The following is a 23,473-nucleotide window of genomic DNA, read 5'->3' on the forward strand; positions in this document are numbered from 1 at the left end:
CGGCGAACTTCCCACCAGAGGACGCGCAATGGACAAGACGACGCACGACAAGGGGCTGGAGATCCGCAAGGCGGTGCTGGGCGAGGCCTATGTCGAGAACGCGCTGAAAAACGCCGACGACTTCAACAAGCCGTTCCAGGAACTCGTCACCGAGTATTGCTGGGGCGCGATCTGGGGACGCGACGGGCTGCCGAAGAAGACCCGCAGCATGCTCAACCTGGCGATGATCGCGATCCTCAACCGGCCGCACGAGCTGCGCGCGCACATCAAGGGCGCGCTGACCAACGGCGTCACCAAGGACGAGATCCGCGAGATCTTCATGCAGGTCGCCTGCTACGCCGGCATCCCGGCCGGCGTCGACAGCTTCCGGATCGCCCGCGAAGTGTTCGCAGAGATCGACAACGGCTGAGGCGAAAATTGGTACCAGCCAACCGGCGCGGCGGTTCGGGCCGCCGCGTTAAGGTTGAGTGGTTAGGTTAAAAAACAGTTCAAATTGCTCGGATTTGCCGGTTCGCTACGGTCGGCCGTCGCGCGCGTGGCCGGTGAAGCCGCATGTTCACCGCTGCGGATTTTAAGCGCGATCGGGACCGCCAGTTATTTTTGTACGCCGCGTCTGGCGGTCCCACCCCTTTGTTTCAGGAGAGAGACCGACTCACAGCCAGGGCGCCGGTTTGTCCATCGCGATCAGTTGCTCGACCTCGATGCGCGGACGCACCACTGCGACCTGATTGTCCTTCACCAGCACTTCGGGCACCAGCGCACGGGTGTTGTAAGTACACGCCTGGACGGCGCCATAAGCGCCCGACGTCATGATCGCAATCAGATCGCCGGCCTTCAGCTCGGGCAGCTTGCGGTCGAGCGCGAGGTAATCGCCGGTCTCGCACACCGGACCGACGACATCCGCCACCATCATCTTGGCACCGGGCGCAGGCTCCGCCACCGGCAGGATCTCGTGATACGCCTCGTACAGCGTCGGGCGGATCAGGTCGTTCATCGCCGCGTCGATGATCACGAAGGTCTTGCCGTCGCCGTGCTTCACATAGATCACCTTGGCGACCAGGATGCCGGCATTGCCGACGATCATCCGCCCCGGTTCGAACAGCAGCGTGCAGCCGAGATTGTGGGTGACGCGCTTGACCATCTCCGCATAGGCGAACGGCTCCGGCGGCGCGTCGCGATCCTCGTAGTACGGGATGCCGAGACCGCCGCCGAAATCGACGTGGCTGACGGTGTGACCGTCACCGCGCAGCACGTGAATGAATTCGGCGACGATGCGGAACGCCGCTTCCATCGGCGCCAGGTCGATGATCTGGCTGCCGATATGGACATCGACGCCGGTGACCTGGATGCCCGGCAGCTTGGCGGCGCGGGCATAGACTTCGCGGGCGTGGCGGATCGGAATCCCGAACTTGTTCTCGGACTTGCCGGTGGAGATCTTGGCGTGAGTGCCGGAATCGACGTCCGGATTGACCCGCAGCGAGATCCGCGCGGTGCGGCCGGTCTCGACCGCGAGCCGCGACAGCAGTTCGAGCTCGGGCTCGGATTCGACGTTGAGGCACTTGATGTCGTGGGCGAGTGCGGCGCGCAGCTCGGCCTCGGTCTTGCCGACGCCGGAGAACACGATCTTGCTCGGCGGAATCCCGGCCGCCAGCGCGCGCTGCAACTCGCCGCCCGACACCACGTCGGCGCCGGCGCCGAGCTTGGCCAGGGTGCGCAGCACGGACTGGTTGGAATTGGCCTTCATGGCATAGCACACCAGCGTATCAAGGCCGGCGAAGGCCTCGGTGAACACCCGGTAGTGCCGCTCCAGCGTGGCGGTCGAATAGCAGTAGAACGGCGTGCCGACGTCTTGCGCGATCGAAGCAAGGCTGACGCCTTCGGCGTGCAGCACGCCGTCGCGATAGTCGAAATGACGCATCTTGGCGCTTAGTCCAGCAGCGGATCGAGAATGATGCTTCGCTTCCGCCCCTTGGCGGCGGAGGGCGGCGCGTTGGTGCCGTAGGACGAATCGAACACGTCGCCCTTGGCCTCCGGTTTGGTCGCCGGCGCGGCCGACGGCGTGTCGGCAGCCCCCGGCGGCAGATCGAGGCCGGCTTTACGGCCGCAGCCCGACAGCGCCAGCGTTGCCGCCACAATCACCAGAAGCGCCCATCGCGATGGGTTGGTCACGCGATTCACGTCGAATATCCCCAATTGGCGCGGCACCATACCGAGATTGCGCCGCGCTGGCGAGCCCCCGAAACCGCCGGACGGCGGCCGCCCTCAGCGCGTTTTGCTGTCCTTGGCGAGCCGCTTGAGCCAGGCCTTGGCCTGGCTGCGAACATTCTTCGGCGCGGTGCCGCCGTACGAGGTGCGGCTCTTCACCGAGGATTCGACGCTGAGCACCGCCAGCACGTCCTTGGTGATGCGCTTTTCGACCGATTGCATCTCGGCGAGCGGCAATTCGTGCAGCGCCACGCCCTTCTTGGCAGCGAGCCCGACGATCCGGCCGGTGACGTGATGCGCCTCGCGGAACGGCATCTTCAGCGTCCGCACCAGCCAGTCGGCCAGATCGGTGGCGGTGGCGTAGCCCTCGCCCGCAGCCGCCTTCATCCGCTCCGGCTCGGGCTCGAGGTCGCGAACCATGCCGGTGATCGCGCGGATCGCCAGCGACAGCGCAGCGAAGCCTTCCATCGCGCCCTGTTTGTCTTCCTGCATGTCCTTTTGATAGGCGAGCGGCAGGCCTTTCATCACGATCAACAGGCCGTTCAGCGCGCCGATCACCCGGCCGGTCTTGGCGCGGACCAGCTCGGCCGCGTCCGGATTGCGCTTCTGCGGCATGATCGACGAGCCGGTGGTGAACTTGTCCGACAGCCGGATCAGGCCGACCAGCGGCGAGGTCCAGATCACGATCTCTTCGGCGAAGCGCGACAGATGCACGGCGCAGATCGAGGCCGCCGATAGCGTCTCCAGCACGAAGTCGCGGTCCGACACCGCATCCAGCGAGTTCGCCATCGGCCGGTCGAAGCCGAGCTTGGCGGCGGTGGCGTGGCGGTCGATCGGGAACGAGGTGCCGGCCAGCGCCGCGGCGCCGAGCGGGCTTTCATTCAGCCGCTTGCGGGCATCCTGGAACCGGCCGCGATCGCGCGCCACCATCTCGACATAGGCCATCAGATGATGGCCGAAGGTCACCGGCTGCGCGGTCTGCAGATGGGTGAAGCCGGGCATCACCGTCTCGGCCTGCTCGAGCGCGCGTTCGGCGAGCGCCAGCTGCAACGCCGCCAGGGCCGCGTCGGTCTCGTCCAGCACATCGCGGACGTAGAGCCGGAAATCGGTCGCGACCTGATCGTTGCGCGAGCGCGCGGTGTGCAGGCGCCCGGCCGCGGGGCCGATCAGTTCGGCGAGCCGGCTCTCGACATTCATATGGATGTCTTCGAGCGCACGCTTGAACGTGAATTTGCCGGCGGTGATCTCTGACAGAATCGTGTCTAGACCCTTGCCGATATTTTTCGCATCGTTCGCGGTGATGATGCCCTGCGCGGCCAGCATGGCTGCATGCGCCTTGGACGCCGTGATGTCCTGGGCGTAGAGATGGCGATCGACGTCGATCGAGACGTTGATCTCTTCCATGATCGCGTCGGGGCGATCGGTGAATCGGCCGCCCCACATCTTGTTGCTCATCTGTCGCCGCTCACGATCATGCTCGCGTCCCAATCACATCTCATCATCGGCAGCCGCCCGCGAACCTGCGCGGCCTGCCGTCTTCTGATTGTTCGATGACCGAATCCCAGCCGAATCCCGTCCCGCCGCGCCGTGCCGGCCGCCTGACCATCCTGTTGGCCACGATGGCCGTGCTCGTCGTCGCCGGCGCCGCCGGGATATACGGGATTGGCGGGCTGCAGCGCAATGCAGGTGGCGATCCGGTGTGCCGGCCGGCGGTGTCGCTGGCGCAGCAGCTCAAGCCTCTGGTGCGCGGCGAAGTCGCGGCGCTGACGCCCGCAGCGGCGCCGCTGCGGCTGCCGGACCTGACGTTCGCCGACGATGCCGGCCAGGCCAAGAAGCTGTCCGACTTCCGCGGCCGGACCGTGCTGGTCAACCTGTGGGCGACCTGGTGCGTGCCGTGCCGCAAGGAGATGCCGGCGCTCGACAACCTGCAGGCCAAGCTCGGCAGCTCGGATTTCGAAGTGGTGGCGATCAACATCGACACCCGCGATCCGGCCAAGCCGAAGAAATTCCTCGACGACGAGAAGCTGACCCACCTGTCGGTGTTCACCGACGCCTCCGCCAAGGTGTTTCAGGATCTGAAGGCGGTCGGCCGCGCGCTCGGGATGCCGACCTCCGTGCTGGTCGACCGCGAAGGCTGTGAGATTGCCACGATCGCCGGTCCGGCCGAGTGGGACAGCAACGACGCCACCACGCTGATCAAGGCCGCGGTGAAGCCGGTCGCGGCGGGCAGCAAGTAACCGGCAGCCACCAGCGGTCATTCCGGGCGGGAGCAGCGAAGCTGCGCCCGAACCCGGAATCCAGAGGTTGTTGCAAAAAGAGATTCCGGATTCGCGCCTGACGGCGCGCCCCGGAATGACTGCTCAATGGCAATGACTGCTTAAAGAGCTCGGATTAGGCGCTGATATTCAGGTTGCCGCCGACGCCGGGGCCGACATTGGCGAGCGAGGGCGAGCCGCCCTGCCCGATGCCGAGCAGCGTCTGCACCGTCTCACGCTCGGTGCGAGCGGCCGACGCTTGAATCGTCGTCGAGATCTGCATCTGCGTGCTGCTGGCCTGCATGGCGAGCGCCGCGCTGATCATGCTCATGTCCATCGCCGTAGTCTGGCAGCAAACCGTTAACAATCCGAAGCGAGGCGGCGCGGATTCGATGAAATTGCATCGATCGCGCCGCGGCCTGCACGGCTGCGATCAAGCCGTGGAGCCGGCCCCGTCGCTCAGGTGAACCGCGAAGCCTTCGGCACCGGGCACGCCCAGCTCCGGCCGCAGCTCCATGGTCGGGATCAGGTAGTCGCCGCCATTCTGGCGCCGGTACGGAATCGGCGGCGTCTCGGCTAGCGTGCGCATCCGCTGCCGCAGCCGTTCGGCCGCGGCTTCGAACCCGGCCGAGTCCAGCCGGCCGGCCTGATACAGCACGTAGGGCGGCAGCACCTCGCAGCCCGGATAGAACAGAATGCCGTGATGGATCGGAAACAGCAGGTCATCGATCGGGCCGTTGATGCCGCGCGGGCCGTAATGCTGCTCCCAGCCGCCGGTGGTGACGATCAGCATCGCGCGCTTGCCGGCCAGAACGCCCTCGCCGTAGCGAGTGCCCCAGCGCTTGTCGCTGTGCTCGCCGACCCCATAGGCGAAGCCGCAGGCGAACACCCGCTCGACCCAGCCTTTCAGGATCGCCGGCATGGTGAACCACCACAACGGGAATTGCAGGATCACGGCGTCGGCCCACAGCAGCTTGTCGATCTCGTCGCGGACGTCCTGGGTCAGCTCTCCGGCGTCGAACGCCGCCTTCGACGCCACGGTCGGCAGCAGCCGCTCGCCGGGTGCTAGGCCCGGAAAATCGGCGCGGTCGACCGCCGGCTTCCAGCCCTGGGCGTAGAGATCGGAGACCTGCACCTCGTGGCCGAGGCGTTGCAACTCCGCGACCGCGACGTCGCGCAGCGCTCCGTTCAACGAGCGCGGTTCGGGGTGGGCGAATACCAGAAGGACTTTCACGGCCAGGCTCCCTGCAGTGATGATCAGACCCTGCAGGTACCCCCGCGGCGACTATTCCAGTAGCCGCGGAGTATCGATATGATTATTCCGAAAAATGGATAGATCAGCCGTCACGATCGAGCGCATCCGCACCTTCGTTCGCATTGCCGAGCGGGGCAGCCTGTCGGCGGTCGCGCGCGACCTCAATGTCGGCCAATCCACCGTCACCCGGCAGTTGCAGGAGCTCGAGGCCGCGGTCGGTGCACCGCTGTTGAGCCGCACCACCCGCCGGGTAACGCTCACCGAGGAAGGCAGCCGCTATTACGCGCGCTGCATTCAGATCCTGCGTCTGCTCGACCAGGCCGGCGACGAGGCGCTCGGCGCGTCGGGGGCACCCGCCGGCAGCATCCGGATCTCCTGCACGGCCTCGTTCGGCGTGCTGCATGCCAGCCGGCTGATCTTCGCGTTCCAGGATCGCTATCCGGAGATCGGGATCGACTTCGGCCTCACCGATCATCGGGTCGATCTGGTGCGCGAAGGCGTCGACCTGGCGATCCGGCTGGCCCCGCTCGCCGATAGTTCGCTGAAGCTGCGCACGCTCGGCCACAGCCATCGCCTGCTGGTGGCCTCGCCTGACTATCTGGACGCGCATGGCAGGCCGGCATCGCCGCAGGAGCTGTCGCACCATCAAGGGGTGCGCATGGTGAACGTCGCCGGCAGCGACATGCTGGTCTTGCAGGGGCCGGATCAGGAGACCCACCGGGTGCCGTTCGGCGGCCGGCTCAGGGTCGACCATGGGCTCGCGGCGCGCGAAGCGCTGATCGCAGGGTGCGGCATTGCGGCGTCACACCGCTGGCTGGTCGACGATCTGCTGGCGGCGGGGCGGCTCGAAGTGCTGTTGCCGGAGTATCGGCTGCCGCCGGTGCCGCTCAATCTGTTGATCGTGCCGGAGCGCGCCGGCATCGCCCGCGTACGGCTACTGATCGACTTCCTGGCCGAGCAGATCCGGAGCGTGCCGGGCATCGAATGAGCGATGCCCCCTGATAATTCGTCATGCCCGGGCTTGTCCCGGGCATCCACGCCTTGCTGACGGAAACGAGGGAAAAGGCGTGGATGGCCGGGACGAGCCCGGCCATGACGGAAGTAACTACGATGCCGCCGTCGCAACGCTCAGCGAGTCGGGACCGGCTTGTCACCGCGGTAATCGTAGAAACCGCGCTGGGTCTTGCGGCCGAGCCAGCCGGCTTCGACGTACTTCACCAGCAGCGGGCACGGCCGATACTTGGAGTCGGCGAGACCCTCATGCAGCACCTGCATGATCGACAGACAGGTGTCGAGGCCGATGAAGTCGGCCAGCTCCAGCGGGCCCATCGGATGATGCGCGCCGAGCTTCATCGCCATGTCGATGGCTTCGACGTTGCCGACGCCTTCGTACAGCGTGTAGATCGCCTCGTTGATCATCGGCAGCAGGATGCGGTTGACGATGAACGCCGGGAAATCCTCGGACACCGCGATCTGCTTGCCGAGCTTGGTGACGAACGTCTTCGCGGTTTCGAAGGTGGCGTCGTCGGTGGCGATGCCGCGGATCAGCTCGACCAGCTCCATCACCGGCACCGGATTCATGAAGTGAATGCCGATGAAGCGCTCCGGCCGATCGGTCGAAGCGGCCAGACGGGTGATCGAGATCGACGAGGTGTTGGAAGCGACGATCGCCTCCGGCTTCAGCACCGCGCACAGCTCGTTGAAGATCTTGCGCTTGGTCTCTTCCTTCTCGACCGCGGTCTCGATCACGAGGTCGCAGTCGGACAGCCCGTCCAGCTTCTCCGTCGCGGTGATCCGCGCCAGGGCCTGCTTACGGGCGTCTTCGGTGATGAGCTTCTTGGCGATCTGGCGCGACAGGTTGCCGTTGATGGTGGCCATCGCCGATTTCAGCCGGTCGGCGGAGACATCGTTCAGGATCACGTCGAACCCGCCGAGAGCGGCCACGTGAGCGATCCCGTTGCCCATCTGCCCCGCGCCGATTACGCCGACTTTTTTGATTGCTGCCGCCATCTCTCATCTCGTTCGGAGCACAGCCGCGTCGCGCGGCCGGTGCATCTTCGCACATTCCCGCGCCGCTGTCCGTGGTTCGGCGCCCGGACAGTTAGCCGGTGAACGCTTAAAGCTTCTGCAACGAACCCGGCCCGAGGGCCGGGTTCGTCCGCCGCGAAGGCGTTTACTTGCCGAGCTTGCCGAGCTCTTCGGTCAGCTCCGGAACCGCCTGGTAGAGGTCGGCGACCAGGCCGTAGTCGGCGACCTGGAAGATCGGCGCGTCTTCGTCCTTGTTGATCGCGACGATCACCTTGGAGTCCTTCATGCCGGCGAGATGCTGGATCGCGCCCGAGATACCGACCGCGATGTACAGCTCCGGCGCCACAACCTTGCCGGTCTGACCGACCTGCCAGTCGTTCGGCGCGTAGCCGGCATCGACCGCGGCGCGCGAGGCGCCGACACCGGCGCCGAGCTTGTCGGCGAGCGGTTCGATGTACTTGGTGAAGTTCTCGCGGCTCTGCATCGCGCGGCCACCCGACACGATGATCTTGGCCGACGACAGTTCCGGACGATCGCTCTTGGCGACTTCCTCGCCGACGAAGCTCGACAGACCCGGATCGGCCGCCGCCGCGACGGTCTCGATCGCCGCGCTGCCACCCTCGCCCGTCGCCTGGAAGGTCGAGGTGCGGACGGTGATGACCTTCTTGGCGTCCTTCGACTTCACGGTCTGAATCGCGTTGCCGGCGTAGATCGGACGCTCGAAGGTGTCGGGCGCGACAACCTTGATGATCTCCGACACCTGCATCACGTCGAGCAGAGCGGCGACGCGCGGCATCACGTTCTTGAACCGCGAGGTCGCCGGGGCGACGATCGCGTCGTAGCTGCCGGCGAGCGAGACGATCAGCGCGGCCAGCGGCTCGGCGAGATCGTGCTCATAGGCGGGCGCTTCGGCGAGCAGCACCTTAGTGGCGCCCTGCAGCTTGGCAGCCGCATCGGCCACGGCCTTGCAGCCCTGGCCGGCAACGAGGATATGCACCTCGCCGCCGAGCGCGGCAGCGGCGGTCATCGCCTTGTTGGTGGCGTCCTTGAGGTGGGCGTTGTCGTGTTCGGCAATCAGCAGCGTGGCCATCAGAGTACACCCGCCTCGTTCTTGAGCTTCGAAACCAGTTCGGCGACGTCCTTGACCTTGACGCCGGCCTTGCGGCCACCCGGCTCGACGGTCTTCAGAACTTCCAGGCGCGGCGAAACGTCGACGCCGTAGTCAGCCGCGGTCTTCTCCGCGATCGGCTTCTTCTTGGCCTTCATGATGTTCGGCAGCGAGGCGTAGCGCGGCTCGTTCAGCCGCAGATCGGTGGTGACGATCGCCGGACCCTTGAGCTTGACGGTCTGCGAGCCACCGTCGACTTCACGCGCGACGGTGAAGTCGGAGCCGTCGACGTCGAGCTTGGAGGCGAAGGTCGCCTGCGCCCAGCCGAGCAGCGCGGCCAGCATCTGGCCAGTCTGGTTGCTGTCGTCGTCGATCGCCTGCTTGCCGAGAATGATCAGTCCCGGCTTCTCTTCGTCGGCAACGCCCTTGAGAATCTTGGCGACCGCCAGCGGTTCGACGACGCCGTCGGCCTTGACCAGGATGCCGCGGTCCGCGCCCATGGCGAGGCCGGTGCGCAGGGTTTCCGACGCCTGCGCCGGTCCGATCGAGACCACGACGACTTCGGTCGCCTTGCCGGCCTCTTTGAGGCGCAGCGCTTCTTCGACGGCGATCTCGTCGAACGGATTCATCGACATCTTGACGTTGGCGAGTTCAACGCCCGACCCGTCGCTCTTGACGCGGATCTTGACGTTGTAGTCGACCACGCGCTTGACCGGCACCAGAACCTTCATCGATCCTCTTTCGTGTTGCGGTGGGTAATTGTTTATTGTGGCGGCGGAACCTAAAGCCCCTCCTAACCGCGGTCAACGCGGCAAAGCCAAAAACCGCCTTGTTCCCTAGCGGTTCTGGCCCGGCACCCAGAGCACGTCGCGGGCGCCACCGTCGTTCACCGTGCGGGCGGCGACAAACAGGAAGTCGGACAACCGGTTGACGTATTGGACGGCCGCCGGGGTGATTTTCTCGTTCGGCAGGGCCAACAGTTCCACTATGGCCCGTTCCGCACGGCGGCATATTGTCCGCGCCACATGCAGGTAAGCGGCTGCCGGCTTGCCGCCCGGCAGCACGAAAGATGTGAGCGGCGCCAAGCCTTCGTTGAGCTGATCGATATCGCGCTCCAGGCGCTCGACCTGGCTCGACAGCACCCGCAGCCGTTCGGCCTTACCTTCGCGTTCCGGAACCGCCAAATCGGCGCCGAGATCGAACAGATCGTTCTGAATACGCCCGATCATGGCGTCGAGTTCCGGCAACTCCGACAAATGCAGCCGCACCACGCCGAGCGCCGCATTGGTCTCATCCACCGTGCCGTATGCCGCGATCCGCGGATCGGACTTCGGCCGCCGCTCGCCGGAGCCGAGGGCGGTGGTGCCGTCGTCACCGGTGCGGGTGTAGATTCGATTGAGAACGACCATCGCGCGGGGATCCTGCTGCGGGAAACCAAGTGAGCCGGGAGTTGGTGGGCAGCTAACGGCCCATCGCCCAGATCGCAAGCATGGTGATGACGATGGCGACGAATTGCAGCAAGACCCGCCAGCGCATGAGGGTCTGCGATCGGTTCGGCGAACCGCCCCGCATCATGTTGATCAGACCGAGCATGAGCACCAGAGCCACGGCGCAGAGCGCGACCGGCAGGGCGATTGAACTCAGGAAGGATGCCATCTAGGTTTCATAACACCGCTACTGATCCCGCGCTATCCCTGCCGCATGGTCGGGCGCAACGATCCCGGGTGGAGGCGGTTAGTATCGAATGCTAAGGTTCTGCCATCCCGCCGGCCGCAACTCGTGACAAGGTGACCCGTGAGGCAGATCCGCTACGCCTATGCGGTCGCAGTCGATGCGCTCTATACGTTCCTGGCCGACGACGGATGGGCGATCGCCAGCCATATCGCGCTGTCGACCCTGATGGCGTTGTTTCCCTTCCTGATCGTGCTCACCTCGCTGGCCGGCTTCGTCGGCTCGCGCGAACTCGCCGACCGCGCCGCCGAACTGCTGCTCGACGTCTGGCCCGCGCAGGTCGCCAGTACGCTGTCGGGCGAGATCCACGACGTCCTGACCACCACCCGCGGCGGGGTGCTGACCATCGGCCTGCTGCTGGCGCTGTATTTTGCCTCCAACGGCGTCGAGAGCCTGCGGGTCGGGCTCAACCGCGCCTATGCGGTGATCGAGCCCCGGCCGTGGTATCTGCTGCGGCTGGAGTCGATCGGCTACACCCTGGTGGCGGCTTTTACCGCGCTGGCGATGGGGTTTCTGATCGTGCTCGGCCCGCTGATCCTCGCCACCGCCCGGCACTACGTGCCGCTGCTGGTGCACAATAACGAGCCGCTGCTGACGATCGGCCGCTATGGCATTGCGATCACGGCGCTGACTGTGGCGCTGTTCCTGCTGCACGCCTATCTGCCGGCAGGGCGACGGTCGTTCCGGCAGATCCTGCCCGGGATCGTCTTCACCATCACCGCGTCGCTGATCTCGGGCATCACCTTCGGCATGTATCTGGCGCGGTTCGCCAACAACTACGTGTCGATGTATGCGGGCCTCGCCTCGGTGATCATCGCGCTGGTGTTCTTGTATTTCATCGCCGCGATTTTCGTTTACGGCGGCGAACTCAACGCCGCGATCATCAAGTCGCGGCTGCCCGAGGGGATGACGCTGCAAGAAGCGCAGTTGCGAGCGCCCGGGGCGAAACCGGCTTGAGCAGGAACGCATCGGCGCCGGCCTGACGGGCCGCCACTTCGTCCTGGTCGCGTCCCGACACGCCGATGATCGGCACCGCGCGCAGCGGAGGCGGCAGCGCACGGATCAGCCGGATCGCCTCGACGCCACTGATGCCCGGCAGCACCATATCCATCAGCACCGCGTCGAACTCGGCCTTCGCCAGCCGCTCCGGAACCGCCTCGCCGCTGCCGACGAATTCGCAGCAATGGCCAAGCTCGGTGAGGATGGCGTTCAGCACCACGCGCCCGAACGGATTGTCCTCGACGCTGAGGATGCGCAGCCGCCCGCCGCCGGTGGCGCGGATTGCACCGTCCGGCGTCGCCATCTGCGGCGGCTTGGCCCGCTCCAGCGTCACCGTCAGGGTGAAGACCGTGCCGCCGCGCGGCCGCTGCGCCACCGAGACGTCGCCGCCGAGGGCCCGGGCAATTTGCCGCACCGACGACAGACCGAGGCCGGCGCCGCCGAACCGCGACGCGATGCTGACATTGGCCTGCGAGAACGGCCGAAACAGCCGCTTGATCTCGGTGAGCGACAGCCCGATGCCGCTGTCGGACACCGCGAACGACACCTGCGCCTTGCCGCGGCCGGCGGCTGCGGCGGTGACCTTCAGCGCCACGTCGCCGTGCTCGGTGAATTTCACCGCGTTGTCGATCAGGTTTTCCAGCGCGGCGCGCAGCCGAACCGCGTCGCCGATCGCAAAGCCCGGCAGCCGCTGCGAAATCGTCACCGTGGCCCGCAGCCCCTTGGCGGCGGCGCGGCCCGACAGCGAATCGCCGGCATGGCGGGCGAGCGCCCGCAGATCGAAGAACTCCGACCGCAGCCCGAGCCCGGTGGTGCCGAGCCGGGCGGCGTCGACGAACAGCGTGGCGAGGCCGGACAGATGCTCGGCGCCGGCCTTGATGGTGTCGACCCAGCGGCGCTCCCGCTCGTTGAGATCGGAGGTCGCCAGCAATTCGCTGACTGCCAGGATACCGGTGAGCGGGGTGCGGACCTCGTGCGCGAAGGTCGCCAGCACGGTCTCGATCATGCCGGACGAGGCGGGCTTCTTGCGACGGACGCGTTTCGGCGGCGTCCGCTTGACCTGCGTCCGCCCGCTGCGCAACGCGCGCGATTTCACCGCCATGAGTCCCCCGAGCCGTCCCGGCTACAATGCCACGCTCGCCGCTGTGGAGTCACGCCGCGCGTGGGCGCCGGGATCGATGCAGGCGGCATCAGGCGGCGTTCAGATGGGCGCCGCAAGCCCGACCAAGGTTCGGATCTCGGCCGGCGTGACGCCGGCGGCGCGCAGCTCGCGCAGGCCGGTCGACCCGGTGGATTTCGACAGCTTGCGGCCCTCCGCATCGCGCAGCAGCGCATGGTGCCGATACACCGGCGCCGGCAGGCCGAGCAGTTGCTGCAGCAGCCGATGCACCGAGGTCGACCAGAACAAATCGGCGCCGCGCACCACCTCGGTGATGCCCTGCAGCGCGTCGTCGATCACCACCGATAGATGATAGCTGGTCGGCGTTTCCTTGCGCGCGATGATGACGTCGCCCCACGCCTCCGGCCGCGCCGCGATGGTGCCGGTTTCGCCGTCCGGTCCTTTGCCGAGTTCCTGCCAGCTCAGTTCGCCGGCCAACGCGATCGCAGCCGACATGTCCAGCCGCAGTGCATACGGCACACCGGCGGCGATCAGCTCGTCGCGCTGCGCGGGCGAAAGCTGCTTGCCGGCTCCCGGATACAGCGGCGCGCCGTCGGGATCACGCGGCCATGGCGACACTGCTTCCTGATCGGCGACCAGCCGGGCGATCTCGGCGCGGGTTTCGAACGCCGGATAGATCAGCCCCTTGGCGGCGAGTTGCGTCACCGCGTCACGGTACAGCTCGAGATGATCCGATTGCCGCCGCACCTCGCCGTCCCAGCCGATGCCGAGCCAGGACAGATCCTGATAGATCGCCTGCTCGAATTCCGGCCGGCATCGGGTGCGGTCGATGTCCTCGATCCGCAGCAGCAGCTGGCCACCGCTCGCCCGCGCCAGATCGGCATTCAGCAGCGCCGAGAAAGCGTGGCCGAGATGCAGATAGCCGTTCGGGCTCGGGGCAAATCGGAAAACGGGTGGCGGCATTGAACCCCTGACGTCATTGCCGGACTTGATGTTCAGCCCGGAGACATGACCTACGGGTGTTCGGAGACATAGTCGACGCATCATAGTGGCTGGATTTGGCGGTTGGAGGCCAAGTCCATGCCCTGGCGTGAGGTGTCGGCAGTGGATCAGAGACGCGAGTTCGTACGGCTTGCGATGCAGGAGGGGGCGAACCGGCGCGAGCTGTGCCGGCGGTTCGGCATTCATTGGACGACCGGCTACAAATGGTTGGAGCGATGGGCGGCCGGAGGTGATCTCGCCGACCTGTCGCGGCGGCCGCACGACAGCCCGCGGCAGACCTCGGCGGCGTGTGAGGCACAGGTGCTGGCGGTTCGTGATGCGCATCCGGCATGGGGCGCGCGCAAGATCGCCAGCTCGATGGAGCGGTCCGGACAGCACGCTCCGGCGGTGTCGACGATCCACGAGATCCTGCGCCGGCACGGCCGGATCAAGCCTGCCGCCGGCGGTCCACCGGCGACGCTGCGGTTCGAGATGCCGGCGCCGAACATGCTTTGGCAGATGGACTTCAAAGGCTGGGTTCGGCTCGGCAACGACGTCCGCTGCCATCCGCTGACCGTGGTGGACGATCACTCACGCTACGATCTGTGCCTCCAGGCTTGCGCCGATCAGCGCGGCGAAACCGTGCAGGACAGGCTGCAAACGACGTTCCGGCACTACGGCTTGCCCGACACGATCTTCGTCGACAACGGCTCGCCGTGGTCGGACAGTTCCGGCGAGCGCTGGACATGGTTCTCGGTGTGGCTGCTCAAGCTCGGCATCAGGGTGATCCGTAGTCGTCCCTATCACCCGCAGAGCCGCGGCAAGAACGAGCGTTTTCATCGCACGCTGGACGACGAGGTGTTTGCACTGCGGCCCTTGCGCGACCTCGCCGAGGCGCAACGTGCCTTCGATTCCTGGCGCGAGGTGTACAACTTCGAGCGCCCTCACGAGTCGCTAGGCCAGCTGGTGCCTGCTGATCGCTACCAGCCGAGCCGGCGTTCTCTGCCGGACCGCCTGCCGGCTCCAGAATACGATGAGCGCGACATCGTCCGATCCGTCTCGAAAACCAAGGCCTATGTCAGCTTCAAAGGTCGTTTGTGGAAGGTGCCGCAAGCCTTCGCCGGAGAGCGCTTGGCCATCAGGCCGCTCTCCACCGACGGCAAATACGGCGTGTTCTTCGCTGCCCACCAAGTCGCCACCATCGACTTGACGGGCGTGGAAAGTGTCGGTCATGTCTCCGAACACGTGTCGACTATGTCTCCGGGCTGAACACTTGATCCGGCAATCCATCGGATGAGAGACTCTTTTACGATAGCGGATGGATGCGCGGGTCAAGCCCGCGCATGACGCCGGAAAGCCGAACCACCTGATGACCATTCATCTCGACAGCCAGGCCGACCTCGAGGACGCCATCACCGCGCTGGTGAAGCGGGACCCGCGGCTCAAGCCCGTGCTTCAGGTCGCCGGCATGCCGGCGCTGCGCCGGCGCGAGCCGGGCTTTGCCGGCCTCGCCGCGATCGTCTGCGGCCAGCAGCTCTCGACCGCGTCGGCCGCAGCGATCTGGGGCCGGGTCTCCGCGGCGTTCGATCCGTTCGAGCACGGCGCGATCAAGCGGGCGCGGGCCGACCGGCTGGCGCGGCTCGGTCTTTCAACCGCAAAGATCAAGACGCTGAAGGCACTGGCCAAGGAGCTCGCCGCTGAACGGCTCAACCTCGATGTGCTGGCTGAAGAAGACGCCGACGCCGCCCACGCCACGCTGACGGCGTTGCACGGCATCGGGCCGTGGACCGCCGACATCTATCTGCTGTTCTGCCTCGGCCACGGCGACGCCTGGCCGGCCGGCGATCTCGCGGTGCAGGAAGCGATGCGGATCGGCCTCGGCCTGAAAGCGCGCCCGACCGTGAAACAGATGGCGCCGCTCGCCGAACCCTGGCGCCCGTTACGCGGCGCCGCGGCGCATCTGTGGTGGGCCTATTACCACGCAGTGAAGCGGCGCGAGGGCGTGATCGGCGACGACAAGGCGGCGAAAGTCGTGGCGAAGAAAGCCCCGGCAAAGACGCCTCCCGTGCGGAAGTCGCCGTCACGCTGAAGGCTTCCGTTCAAGATCACGACTCATGCTCGTGATGATGGTCGTGATCCTCTGAAGGCGGCTCCGCCGGAATCGTCACCAGCCGGCCATAGCGGACGCCGCGTTCGGCGAAGATGTGGTCGGCGAAATGCTGCAGTTCGCTGGCGTTGCCGTCGAGGATCGTCACTTCCAGGCACTGATCATGATCGAGATGCACGTGCATCGTGGCGCGTGACAGATCGTGGTGATGGTGGAAGCTCTGCGTCAGCTTGCGCGGCAGGTCGCGCTTGGAGTGATCATAGGTATAGACCATCGCGCCGACGCAATGCCCGCCGGCGGTCTCCGCCGCGGTCTGCTGGATGCCGATCCGCGCCAGATCGCGGATCGCCTCGGAGCGGTTCTGGTAGCCGCGCGCCGCGATGATGGCGTCGAGCTTCTCCATCAGGTCGTCGTCGAGCGTGATGGTGACGCGGTGCATCGAGTGCCTCTTGCTGGTTACCAGGTTGTCAGTATGAAGTTTGATTGACTTCGTCATACTCGCCGGGCACGCTGCGACCGTGGGCGCTCTGCCGGGACCGCCTGCGATAACAGATTTGGGGCGGGCGCGTCTTGCAACGATGCAGGACACGAGGGGGTGCGCGTGGCGAGTGTCCGGCGAGAGATGATGCGCGGCTGCGCGGTCGGCTGCATCGTGTTGAGTTTTGCTGTGGTGAATGGCACGGCGTGGGCCGAGCAGGCGCTGCCGCAGGTCACCATCGACGCCCCGGCCGAAGCCAAGCCCAAGCCGCCGCGGCGACACGCCCCCGCGACCGCTGCGCGCGACGGCCGCGCTGTCCCGGCACCATCACCGTCCGCCTCCTCATCGTCGTCAGCGCCGAGCAGTAACGCTGCAACCGATGCCATGAGCGCACCGCAGAATCAGGCCGCGAGCAGCCGCGTCATCACCGGCGCGGAGATCAACGCGCTGCCGTTCATGCGGCCGGGCGAAGCGCTGGAAGCCGCGCCCGGACTGGTGGTCACCCAGCATTCGGGCGAAGGCAAAGCCAACCAATACTTCCTGCGCGGCTTCAATCTCGACCACGGCACCGATCTCGCCATCACCATCGACGGCATGCCGGTGAACATGCCGACCCATGGACACGGCCAGGGCTATGCCGACGTCAACTTCCTGATCCCCGAACTGATCAGCACCATGACGGTGCGCAAGGGGCCGTACTTCGCCGACGTCGGCGACTTCGGCTCGGCCGGCGCACTCGGCATCGAGTATCTGCGGGCAATGCCCAAGACCCTCGCCGAGGTGACGGTCGGCAGCTTCGGCTATCGCCGGCTGCTCGGCGCCGGCTCGACCCGTGTCGGCGACGGCACCTGGCTCGCCGCGTTCGAAGCCAACACCTACAACGGCCCGTGGGACGTGCCGGACAACGTCCGCAAGCTGAACGGCGTGCTGCGCTACAGCCAGGGCACCGCGACCGACGGCTTCTCGCTGACCGGCATGGCCTATTCCAACCGCTGGACCTCCACCGACCAGGTGGCGCAGCGCGCGATCGACCAGGGCCTGATCGGCCGCTACGGATCGCTCGATCCGACCGACGGCGGCATCGCCAGCCGCTACAGCCTGTCGGGCCGGTTTGCGAAATCCAGCGACATCGGCCAGACCGACATCAACGCCTATGTGATCCGCTCGTCGCTGCAGCTCTATAACAACTTCACCTACTTCCTCGACGATCCCGTGAACGGCGACCAGTTCAACCAGCACGACCGCCGCACCGTGCTCGGGCTGAACGGCACGCAGCGCTTCGACTACCGGTTTGCCGGACTGCCGTTGGAAACCCGGGTCGGACTGCAGACGCGTTCCGACACCATCAATGTCGGCCTCAACAAGACCTATCAGCGTGACTGGCTGTCGACCGTGCGGGCCGACGACGTCTCCGAGCAGTCGCTCGGGCTGTGGACCGACACCACCGTGCGCTGGACCGATTGGCTGCGCACCACCGCCGGCGTGCGCCAGGACTTCTTCACCGGCCGGGTGATCAGCGACAATCCGGCGAACTCCGGCAATGCGTCGGCGGCGATGACCAGCCCGAAAGCCGGCATCGTGCTCGGCCCCTGGGCCAGCACCGAGTTCTACGGCAACGCCGGCACCGGGCTGCACAGCAACGACATCCGCGGCGCCACCATCACGGTCGATCCCAACTCGGGCGATCCGGTGAATCGCGTGCCGCTGCTGGTGCGCTCCAAGGGAGCCGAACTCGGCATCCGCAACAGATCGATCCCGGGGCTGACGACCTCGCTCGCGGTGTTCGTGCTCGATTTCGACTCCGAGCTGTTATTCGTCGGCGATGCCGGCACCACCGAACCGAGCCGGCCGAGCCGCCGCGTCGGCGTCGAGTGGACCAGCCAATACCGGCCGCTATCCTGGCTCGGCGTCGATCTCGACGTTGCTTATACGAAAGCGCGGTTTACGGATTTCGACCCGGCGGGCGACTTCATTCCCGGCGCGCCGGCCTGGGTGGCGAGCGCCGGCATCACGCTCGGCGAACAACGCGGCTGGTTCGGCGCACTGAAGGGGCGTTATTTTGGACCGCGGCCGCTGATCGAGGACGACAGCGTGCATTCGTTGTCGTCGCTGATCTTCAACGCCCGCGCCGGCTATCGCTTCGACAATGGCGTGCGGCTGCAGCTCGACGTGCTGAACCTGTTCAACGCCAAGACCAATCAGATCGAATATTACTATCTGTCACGACTGCCCGGCGAGCCGCTGGGCGGCATCAACGACCGCCATGTTCATCCGGCGGAGCCAACCGCGGTGCGACTGACGCTCGCAGGCTCGTTCTAACGCCGTAGCCCGCATGCGCCGTAGCCGGCATGCAGCGCAGCGGAATGCGGGCAGCCGCAGACAAAGACCCGGATTCGCTTCGCTGCATCCGGACTACAGTCGCTGAGCGACAGTCACTGACGTGACAAAGTGCTCCAAAACACAAACGCGCGCCGGCGTGTGAACGCCGACGCGCGCCTCGTAACTCGCTGGTTCCCAGGCGCTGCGAGACGCCTCGGCCGAGCGGCTCACTGCTCGTGCATCACTTCCGGCGAGCGGGTCTCGTGCCCGCCGCGACGATGCTCAGTCAGCCAACCTCAGCGGGCGTCCCCAGCGAGGTGACAGCGTTTCGAGAGAGACACTGGACCACCTCCTTCCGTTGTTTCCGATGAAGAGAGGATAAGTACGATTCTCCGGTTTGTGAAGAGGCGATGACGCTGGCTCGGGCGCGGAACAGGTTTTCGATCCGCTCGTTGGTTTCGCTCCACAGGGAGACCAACATGAACCCAGAAGCCAACGAAACCCTCAAGCTGATCGGCAGCGACAAGGTGCAGGGAACCGCTGTGTACGGGCCGGACGGCGAGAAGATCGGCTCGATCGAGCGGTTGATGATCGAAAAGGTCAGCGGCCGGGTGTCCTACGCGGTGCTGTCGTTCGGCGGCTTCCTCGGCATCGGCGACGATCACTATCCGCTGCCCTGGCCGGCACTGAAATACAATGTCGAGCTCGGCGGCTATCAGGTGATGGTCACGATCGACCAGCTCGAACGCGCGCCGAAATACGGTCGCGGCTCGGAATGGGATTGGCGCGGCGCGCGTCAGGTCGACGATTACTACGGCGTGGCGCTGACCTGACGGAAACGCCGTCAATCTGTCCGTCATTGCGAGCGAAGCGAGGAACGCCGAGCACAGCGCTGGATTGCTTCGTCGCTTCGCTCCTCGCAATGACGCCATCAATCACCTCCCCCAAGCCGCCGAGCGCCGATGATCGACGACCTTTGGTACAAGAACGGCGTGATCTATTGCCTGTCGGTCGCGACCTATATGGACGCCAATGGCGACGGCATCGGCGACTTCAAGGGCCTGACAAGGCGGCTCGACTATCTGCACGGACTCGGCGTCACGGCGATCTGGCTGATGCCGTTTCAGCCCTCGCCCTATCGGGACGACGGCTACGATATTTCCGACTATTACGGCGTCGACCCGCGCTACGGCACGCTCGGCGACTTCGTCGAATTCACCCACGGCTGCAAACAGCGCGGCATGCGGGTGATCATCGACCTCGTGGTCAATCACACCTCCGACCAGCACCCCTGGTTCAAACAGGCACGCGCCGATCCCAACTCGCCCTATCGCGACTGGTACGTGTGGTCGGATAAGAAGCCCGCCCACGCCGACCAGGGCATGGTGTTTCCGGGCGTGCAGAAATCGACCTGGACTCACGACAAGCAGGCGAAGGCCTGGTACTTCCACCGCTTCTACGAATTCCAGCCCGACCTCAACACCGCCAATCCCTATGTGCAGGAAGAGATCCTGAAGATCATGGGGTTCTGGATTCAGCTCGGCGTGTCCGGCTTCCGGATGGACGCGGTCCCGTTCGTGATCGCAACCAAAGGTCCGAAGGTCAAGAAGCCGGTCGAACAGTTCGACATGCTGCGGACCTTCCGCGAATTCCTGCAATGGCGCAAAGGTGACTCGATCATCCTGGCCGAGGCCAACGTCCGCACCGAAGACGATCTGCATTATTTCGGTGACGACGGCGAACGCATGCAGATGATGTTCAATTTTCATGTGAACCAGCATCTGTTCTACGCGCTCGCCGCCGCCGACACCGGCCCGCTGGCCAAAGCGCTCGCCGCCACCAAACCGCGACCCGCCACCGCGCAATGGGGGCTGTTCCTGCGCAACCACGACGAGCTCGATCTCGGCCGGCTCACCAAGCCGCAGCAACGGATCGTGTTCGAGAAGTTTGGTCCGGACAAAACCATGCAGCTCTACGATCGCGGCATCCGGCGACGGCTGGCGCCGATGCTCGGCGGCGATCAGAGCCGGCTCGAGCTCGCCTACAGCCTGATGATGACGCTGCCGGGCACGCCGGTGATCCGCTATGGCGATGAGATCGCGATGGGGGACAATCTGGCGCTGCCCGAGCGGCGTTGCGCCCGCACGCCGATGCAATGGTCGACCGAGCCGCACGGCGGCTTCACCAAGAGCGACAAGCCGGAGATCCCGGTGATCGACAACGGCGCCTACGGCTTCGAGCACGTCAATGTCGCCCAGCAGCGCCGCGATCCGGATTCGATGCTGAACTGGACCGAACGCATCATCCGGATGCGCAAGGAAGTGCCGGAAATCGGCTGGGGCGACTTCAAGGTGATCGCCGCGCGCGATCCGGCGGTGCTGATCCTGCGCTACGACTGGCGCAACAATTCGGTGCTGTTCGTGCACAATCTCGACCAGCAGCCACGCGAGGTGTCATTCGCGGTCGGGCTGCCCGATGATGCCGGCGATACCTTGATCGACCTGCTGGGCGACAATCACAGCCGCGCCAGCCGCGGTCGGCACAAGCTGCTGATCGAGGGCTATGGCTATCGCTGGTTCAGGGTCGGCGGCCTGGACTATCTGCTGCGCCGGACCGAAGTCGACGGCGGCGGACGCGCAAAGGCCTGAACAATCGGGGGTCTTTCCAATCGCCATTGCGATCAGAGCCGACGAAGCAATCCAGCACCTCAGTGCCCGAAGCCCTGGATTGCTTCGCTTCGCTCGCAATGACGGAGAAGCTGCTGGAAAAGGTCGGGCTCGGGCGGCTACACCACCTCCTCCGGCGCACGGCCGACGATGATGCCTTCGTTGCCGCGGAGATCGAGCGTGGCGCCGATGCGTTCGCCGGCGCGGTCGAGCATCGTCGACAGCAGTACCTCGCCATCGAGCCCGATGGCGTCCGACGCGGCCGAGATCGGATCCGGTCCGAGATTGAGCGCCACCAGCACCGACTGACCCTGATGATGCCGGCGATACAGCAACAGGTCGCCGTCCGCGGCGAGCGGCTGATAATCGCCGAGCGCGAGCTGTGGCAGTTGCCGCCGCAGCCGCAGCAGCGCGCGATACAGATTAAGGATCGACTGCGCGTCCGCCCGCAGATTGGCGACGTTGTCCTGGGTGGCGTCGGGCGCCAGCGGCAGCCACGGCCGAGCATCGGAGAAGCCGGCATTCGCTGAGGCGTCCCACTGCATCGGCGTACGGCAGCCGTCGCGACCGACACCGATCCCCGGCACGTTCTTCTCGAACGGGTCCTGGACGTCCTCGGGCGCGATCTCGACCTGCTCCATGCCGAGCTCATCGCCATAATACATCGTCGGAGTCCCGCGCAGCGTCAGCAGCAGCATAGCAGCGACGCGCGCCTGCGCCGGTCCGACACGGCCCGCCACCCGCGGCCGGTCGTGATTGCCCAGCACCCAGTTGGGCCATGCGCCCGACGGCAGCGCCAGCTCGTACCGCTCGATCAGCCCCGCGATCTCGCGGGCACGCCATGGCGTCGACAGCAGCGCGAAGTTGAACGGCAGCTGCGCGCCCTTCAGCCCGGCGCCGTAATACGCCACCAGCCGCTCGACCGGCAGATAGATCTCGCCGATCAGGAGACGATGATCGAACTCCTCGATCACGCTGCGCAGCTCAGCCACCACCGCGAGCGTCTCCGGCCGATCGGCCGAATACACCGGGAGCAGCGCGGCGTGCGGAGGCACGCCGGGGCGGAAATCCGGGTTGGGCGGGTTGTTGCGGAATTGGTCGTCCTTGATCAAATGCCAGATCACGTCGACCCGAAAGCCATCGACACCCTTGCGCAGCCAGAACCGCATGGCGTCGAAGATCGCCGCCCGCACCTCCGGATTGCGCCAGTTGAGATCGGGCTGCTGCTTCAGGAAGGCGTGATAGTAATATTGGCCGGTAGCGTCGTCGTATTCCCAACCGCTGCCGCCGAATTCCGACAGCCAATTGGTCGGCGGCCCGCCATCCGGCGCCGGATCGCGCCAGATGTACCAATCGCGCTTTGGATTGTGGCGCGACGACCGGCTCTCGACAAACCACGGGTGCTGGTCGGACGAATGGTTCGGCACCAGATCGAGAATGACCTTCAGGCCGCGGGCATGCGCGGTGAGCACCAGCGCGTCGAAATCATCCATGGTGCCGAAGATCGGGTCGATGTCGACATAGTCGGCGACGTCGTAGCCGAAGTCCGCCATCGGTGACGGGAAGATCGGCGACAGCCAGATCGCGTCGACGCCGAGATCGGACAGATAGCCGAGCCGATCGATGATGCCGCGCAAATCCCCAATGCCGTCGCTGTTGCTGTCCTGAAACGAGCGCGGATAGATCTGATACAGCACCCCCGCCATCCACCACGACGCGCCCGCAACGGTTTCCATTCAGCTCTCTCCCCTGTCGGTCTCAGACGCGACAGGGCGCGGCTTTGTTCCGAGCACGGCCGAATCCGGATCGCTGTGGTTGCACAGTCGTGCGTCAGGGCGGTGAACGGATGCCTTGCGTCTGACGTCCCTGGACGGGGCGGCGGCACCGGGCCACGCCAGAGTCATCCGTCTGTCGGAGATGAGCGTCAGGATCAGCCCGGCAAGAATCGGAGGCACGGTGCGCTTGGCGGCCGGCGTCGATGCCGAGGACAAACTATACCGGGCTACCGGTCAACGCATTCGTGAACTGACGATCCGGCTGGAGTTGATCGAACCGTCTTGATCGCAAGTGATTATTTACTGCAAGCAAGCAGGTTCTGCTGCGGCGCGATGCCGCCGGTAACCTGGTGTTTGCAGGGCTTGCCGCGTCGCGAAACTATGCCAAGTTGGGAACTGGGTGGGTTGCCAACGAATTGTCGGTCAAAGACTGAAATTCCAACCAA

General features: G+C 65.8%; 23 protein-coding genes. 9 read left to right on the top strand and 14 right to left on the bottom strand.

The window, feature by feature from the left end; all coding sequences use genetic code 11:
• Positions 1-28: 28 nt before the first annotated feature.
• Positions 29-409 (top strand): carboxymuconolactone decarboxylase family protein, encoded by a 381-nt coding sequence (locus LRC39_RS24060; protein WP_263989971.1) that lies wholly within the window; start codon positions 29-31, stop codon positions 407-409.
• 243 nt (positions 410-652) lie between these two features.
• Here LRC39_RS24060 and lysA read toward each other — a convergent pair whose 3' ends face one another.
• The 3 genes from lysA to argH are packed head-to-tail and all read right to left on the bottom strand — an operon-like array spanning position 653 to position 3,660.
• Entirely contained in the window at positions 653-1,918 is a 1,266-nt protein-coding gene (lysA, locus tag LRC39_RS24065) for a diaminopimelate decarboxylase (protein ID WP_346295895.1), read from the bottom strand.
• Between the two features lie 8 nt (positions 1,919-1,926).
• Complete coding sequence (lptM, locus tag LRC39_RS24070; RefSeq protein ID WP_107346274.1) at positions 1,927-2,208, bottom strand: LPS translocon maturation chaperone LptM; 282 nt, start codon at positions 2,206-2,208, stop codon at positions 1,927-1,929.
• A gap of 54 nt (positions 2,209-2,262) precedes the next feature.
• Positions 2,263-3,660, bottom strand: a complete 1,398-nt coding sequence (gene argH, locus LRC39_RS24075) for an argininosuccinate lyase (RefSeq protein ID WP_264053676.1) — start codon at positions 3,658-3,660, stop codon at positions 2,263-2,265.
• A 95-nt stretch (positions 3,661-3,755) separates the two neighbouring features.
• Between argH and tlpA the strand changes: the two genes are divergently transcribed.
• Entirely contained in the window at positions 3,756-4,442 is a 687-nt protein-coding gene (tlpA, locus tag LRC39_RS24080) for a thiol:disulfide interchange protein TlpA (protein ID WP_346295896.1), read from the top strand.
• 154 nt (positions 4,443-4,596) lie between these two features.
• Here the strand turns inward: tlpA and LRC39_RS24085 are convergent, their stop codons facing one another.
• Together LRC39_RS24085 and LRC39_RS24090 are read right to left on the bottom strand one after the other, a co-directional pair.
• Complete coding sequence (locus tag LRC39_RS24085; RefSeq protein ID WP_041810112.1) at positions 4,597-4,797, bottom strand: hypothetical protein; 201 nt, start codon at positions 4,795-4,797, stop codon at positions 4,597-4,599.
• A 96-nt stretch (positions 4,798-4,893) separates the two neighbouring features.
• Positions 4,894-5,694 (bottom strand): NAD(P)H-dependent oxidoreductase, encoded by an 801-nt coding sequence (locus tag LRC39_RS24090; protein WP_346295897.1) that lies wholly within the window; start codon positions 5,692-5,694, stop codon positions 4,894-4,896.
• 94 nt (positions 5,695-5,788) lie between these two features.
• Here LRC39_RS24090 and LRC39_RS24095 point away from each other — a divergent pair, with 94 nt between their 5' ends.
• Complete coding sequence (locus LRC39_RS24095; protein ID WP_346295898.1) at positions 5,789-6,703, top strand: LysR family transcriptional regulator; 915 nt, start codon at positions 5,789-5,791, stop codon at positions 6,701-6,703.
• A 140-nt stretch (positions 6,704-6,843) separates the two neighbouring features.
• Here LRC39_RS24095 and LRC39_RS24100 read toward each other — a convergent pair whose 3' ends face one another.
• The 5 genes from LRC39_RS24100 to LRC39_RS24120 all read right to left on the bottom strand — a co-directional run bounded on the left by LRC39_RS24100 (position 6,844) and on the right by LRC39_RS24120 (position 10,507).
• Positions 6,844-7,725 carry a 3-hydroxybutyryl-CoA dehydrogenase gene (locus LRC39_RS24100; RefSeq protein ID WP_346295899.1) on the bottom strand — a complete coding sequence of 294 codons (882 nt, stop codon included), beginning with the start codon at positions 7,723-7,725 and terminating at the stop codon, positions 6,844-6,846.
• Positions 7,726-7,888: 163 nt separating this feature from the next.
• Positions 7,889-8,833: an electron transfer flavoprotein subunit alpha/FixB family protein gene (locus LRC39_RS24105; protein ID WP_263989976.1), complete on the bottom strand. Its 945-nt coding sequence runs from the start codon at positions 8,831-8,833 to the stop codon at positions 7,889-7,891.
• The gene (locus LRC39_RS24110) at positions 8,833-9,582 is read right to left on the bottom strand and encodes an electron transfer flavoprotein subunit beta/FixA family protein (protein WP_107346281.1); all 750 of its coding nucleotides are present in this window, start codon (positions 9,580-9,582) and stop codon (positions 8,833-8,835) included. Before LRC39_RS24110 ends, LRC39_RS24105 begins: the two co-directional genes overlap by 1 nt.
• A 105-nt stretch (positions 9,583-9,687) precedes the next feature.
• On the bottom strand, positions 9,688-10,260 hold the full coding sequence (locus tag LRC39_RS24115) for a cob(I)yrinic acid a,c-diamide adenosyltransferase (RefSeq protein ID WP_346295900.1): 573 nt from the start codon (positions 10,258-10,260) through the stop codon (positions 9,688-9,690).
• Positions 10,261-10,312: 52 nt separating this feature from the next.
• Complete coding sequence (locus tag LRC39_RS24120) at positions 10,313-10,507, bottom strand: twin transmembrane helix small protein (RefSeq protein ID WP_107357205.1); 195 nt, start codon at positions 10,505-10,507, stop codon at positions 10,313-10,315.
• A gap of 138 nt (positions 10,508-10,645) precedes the next feature.
• Here LRC39_RS24120 and LRC39_RS24125 point away from each other — a divergent pair, with 138 nt between their 5' ends.
• Positions 10,646-11,539 carry a YihY/virulence factor BrkB family protein gene (locus tag LRC39_RS24125; RefSeq protein ID WP_346295901.1) on the top strand — a complete coding sequence of 298 codons (894 nt, stop codon included), beginning with the start codon at positions 10,646-10,648 and terminating at the stop codon, positions 11,537-11,539.
• Here LRC39_RS24125 and LRC39_RS24130 read toward each other — a convergent pair.
• Entirely contained in the window at positions 11,466-12,683 is a 1,218-nt protein-coding gene (locus LRC39_RS24130; RefSeq protein WP_346295902.1) for an ATP-binding protein, read from the bottom strand. The two genes, LRC39_RS24125 and LRC39_RS24130, sit on opposite strands and share 74 nt — an antisense overlap.
• A 99-nt stretch (positions 12,684-12,782) precedes the next feature.
• Positions 12,783-13,664: a tRNA glutamyl-Q(34) synthetase GluQRS gene (gene gluQRS / locus LRC39_RS24135; RefSeq protein WP_346295903.1), complete on the bottom strand. Its 882-nt coding sequence runs from the start codon at positions 13,662-13,664 to the stop codon at positions 12,783-12,785.
• Positions 13,665-13,781: 117 nt separating this feature from the next.
• On the opposite strand from gluQRS, the gene LRC39_RS24140 reads away from it, so the two are divergent.
• Both LRC39_RS24140 and LRC39_RS24145 read left to right on the top strand, forming a co-directional pair.
• Positions 13,782-14,951, top strand: coding sequence for an IS481 family transposase (locus LRC39_RS24140; protein ID WP_346295641.1), 1,170 nt, complete (start codon positions 13,782-13,784; stop codon positions 14,949-14,951).
• Between the two features lie 49 nt (positions 14,952-15,000).
• The gene (locus LRC39_RS24145) at positions 15,001-15,771 is read left to right on the top strand and encodes a DNA-3-methyladenine glycosylase family protein (RefSeq protein WP_430624912.1); all 771 of its coding nucleotides are present in this window, start codon (positions 15,001-15,003) and stop codon (positions 15,769-15,771) included.
• 16 nt (positions 15,772-15,787) lie between these two features.
• Here the strand turns inward: LRC39_RS24145 and nikR are convergent, their stop codons facing one another.
• Complete coding sequence (nikR, locus tag LRC39_RS24150; protein WP_346295905.1) at positions 15,788-16,228, bottom strand: nickel-responsive transcriptional regulator NikR; 441 nt, start codon at positions 16,226-16,228, stop codon at positions 15,788-15,790.
• A 186-nt stretch (positions 16,229-16,414) separates the two neighbouring features.
• On the opposite strand from nikR, the gene LRC39_RS24155 reads away from it, so the two are divergent.
• The 3 genes from LRC39_RS24155 (at position 16,415) to LRC39_RS24165 (ending at position 21,234) form a co-directional block, all read left to right on the top strand.
• Positions 16,415-18,586: a TonB-dependent receptor gene (locus LRC39_RS24155; protein WP_346297551.1), complete on the top strand. Its 2,172-nt coding sequence runs from the start codon at positions 16,415-16,417 to the stop codon at positions 18,584-18,586.
• A gap of 479 nt (positions 18,587-19,065) precedes the next feature.
• On the top strand, positions 19,066-19,419 hold the full coding sequence (locus tag LRC39_RS24160) for a PRC-barrel domain-containing protein (protein ID WP_107357210.1): 354 nt from the start codon (positions 19,066-19,068) through the stop codon (positions 19,417-19,419).
• A 129-nt stretch (positions 19,420-19,548) separates the two neighbouring features.
• Entirely contained in the window at positions 19,549-21,234 is a 1,686-nt protein-coding gene (locus LRC39_RS24165; protein WP_346295906.1) for an alpha-amylase family protein, read from the top strand.
• A gap of 137 nt (positions 21,235-21,371) precedes the next feature.
• Here the strand turns inward: LRC39_RS24165 and LRC39_RS24170 are convergent, their stop codons facing one another.
• Positions 21,372-22,988 (bottom strand): alpha-amylase family glycosyl hydrolase, encoded by a 1,617-nt coding sequence (locus LRC39_RS24170; protein WP_346295907.1) that lies wholly within the window; start codon positions 22,986-22,988, stop codon positions 21,372-21,374.
• Positions 22,989-23,473 lie beyond the last annotated feature (485 nt).

The sequence above is a fragment of the Rhodopseudomonas sp. P1 genome (genome assembly GCF_039642825.1).
GTDB lineage: Bacteria > Pseudomonadota > Alphaproteobacteria > Rhizobiales > Xanthobacteraceae > Rhodopseudomonas > Rhodopseudomonas palustris_H.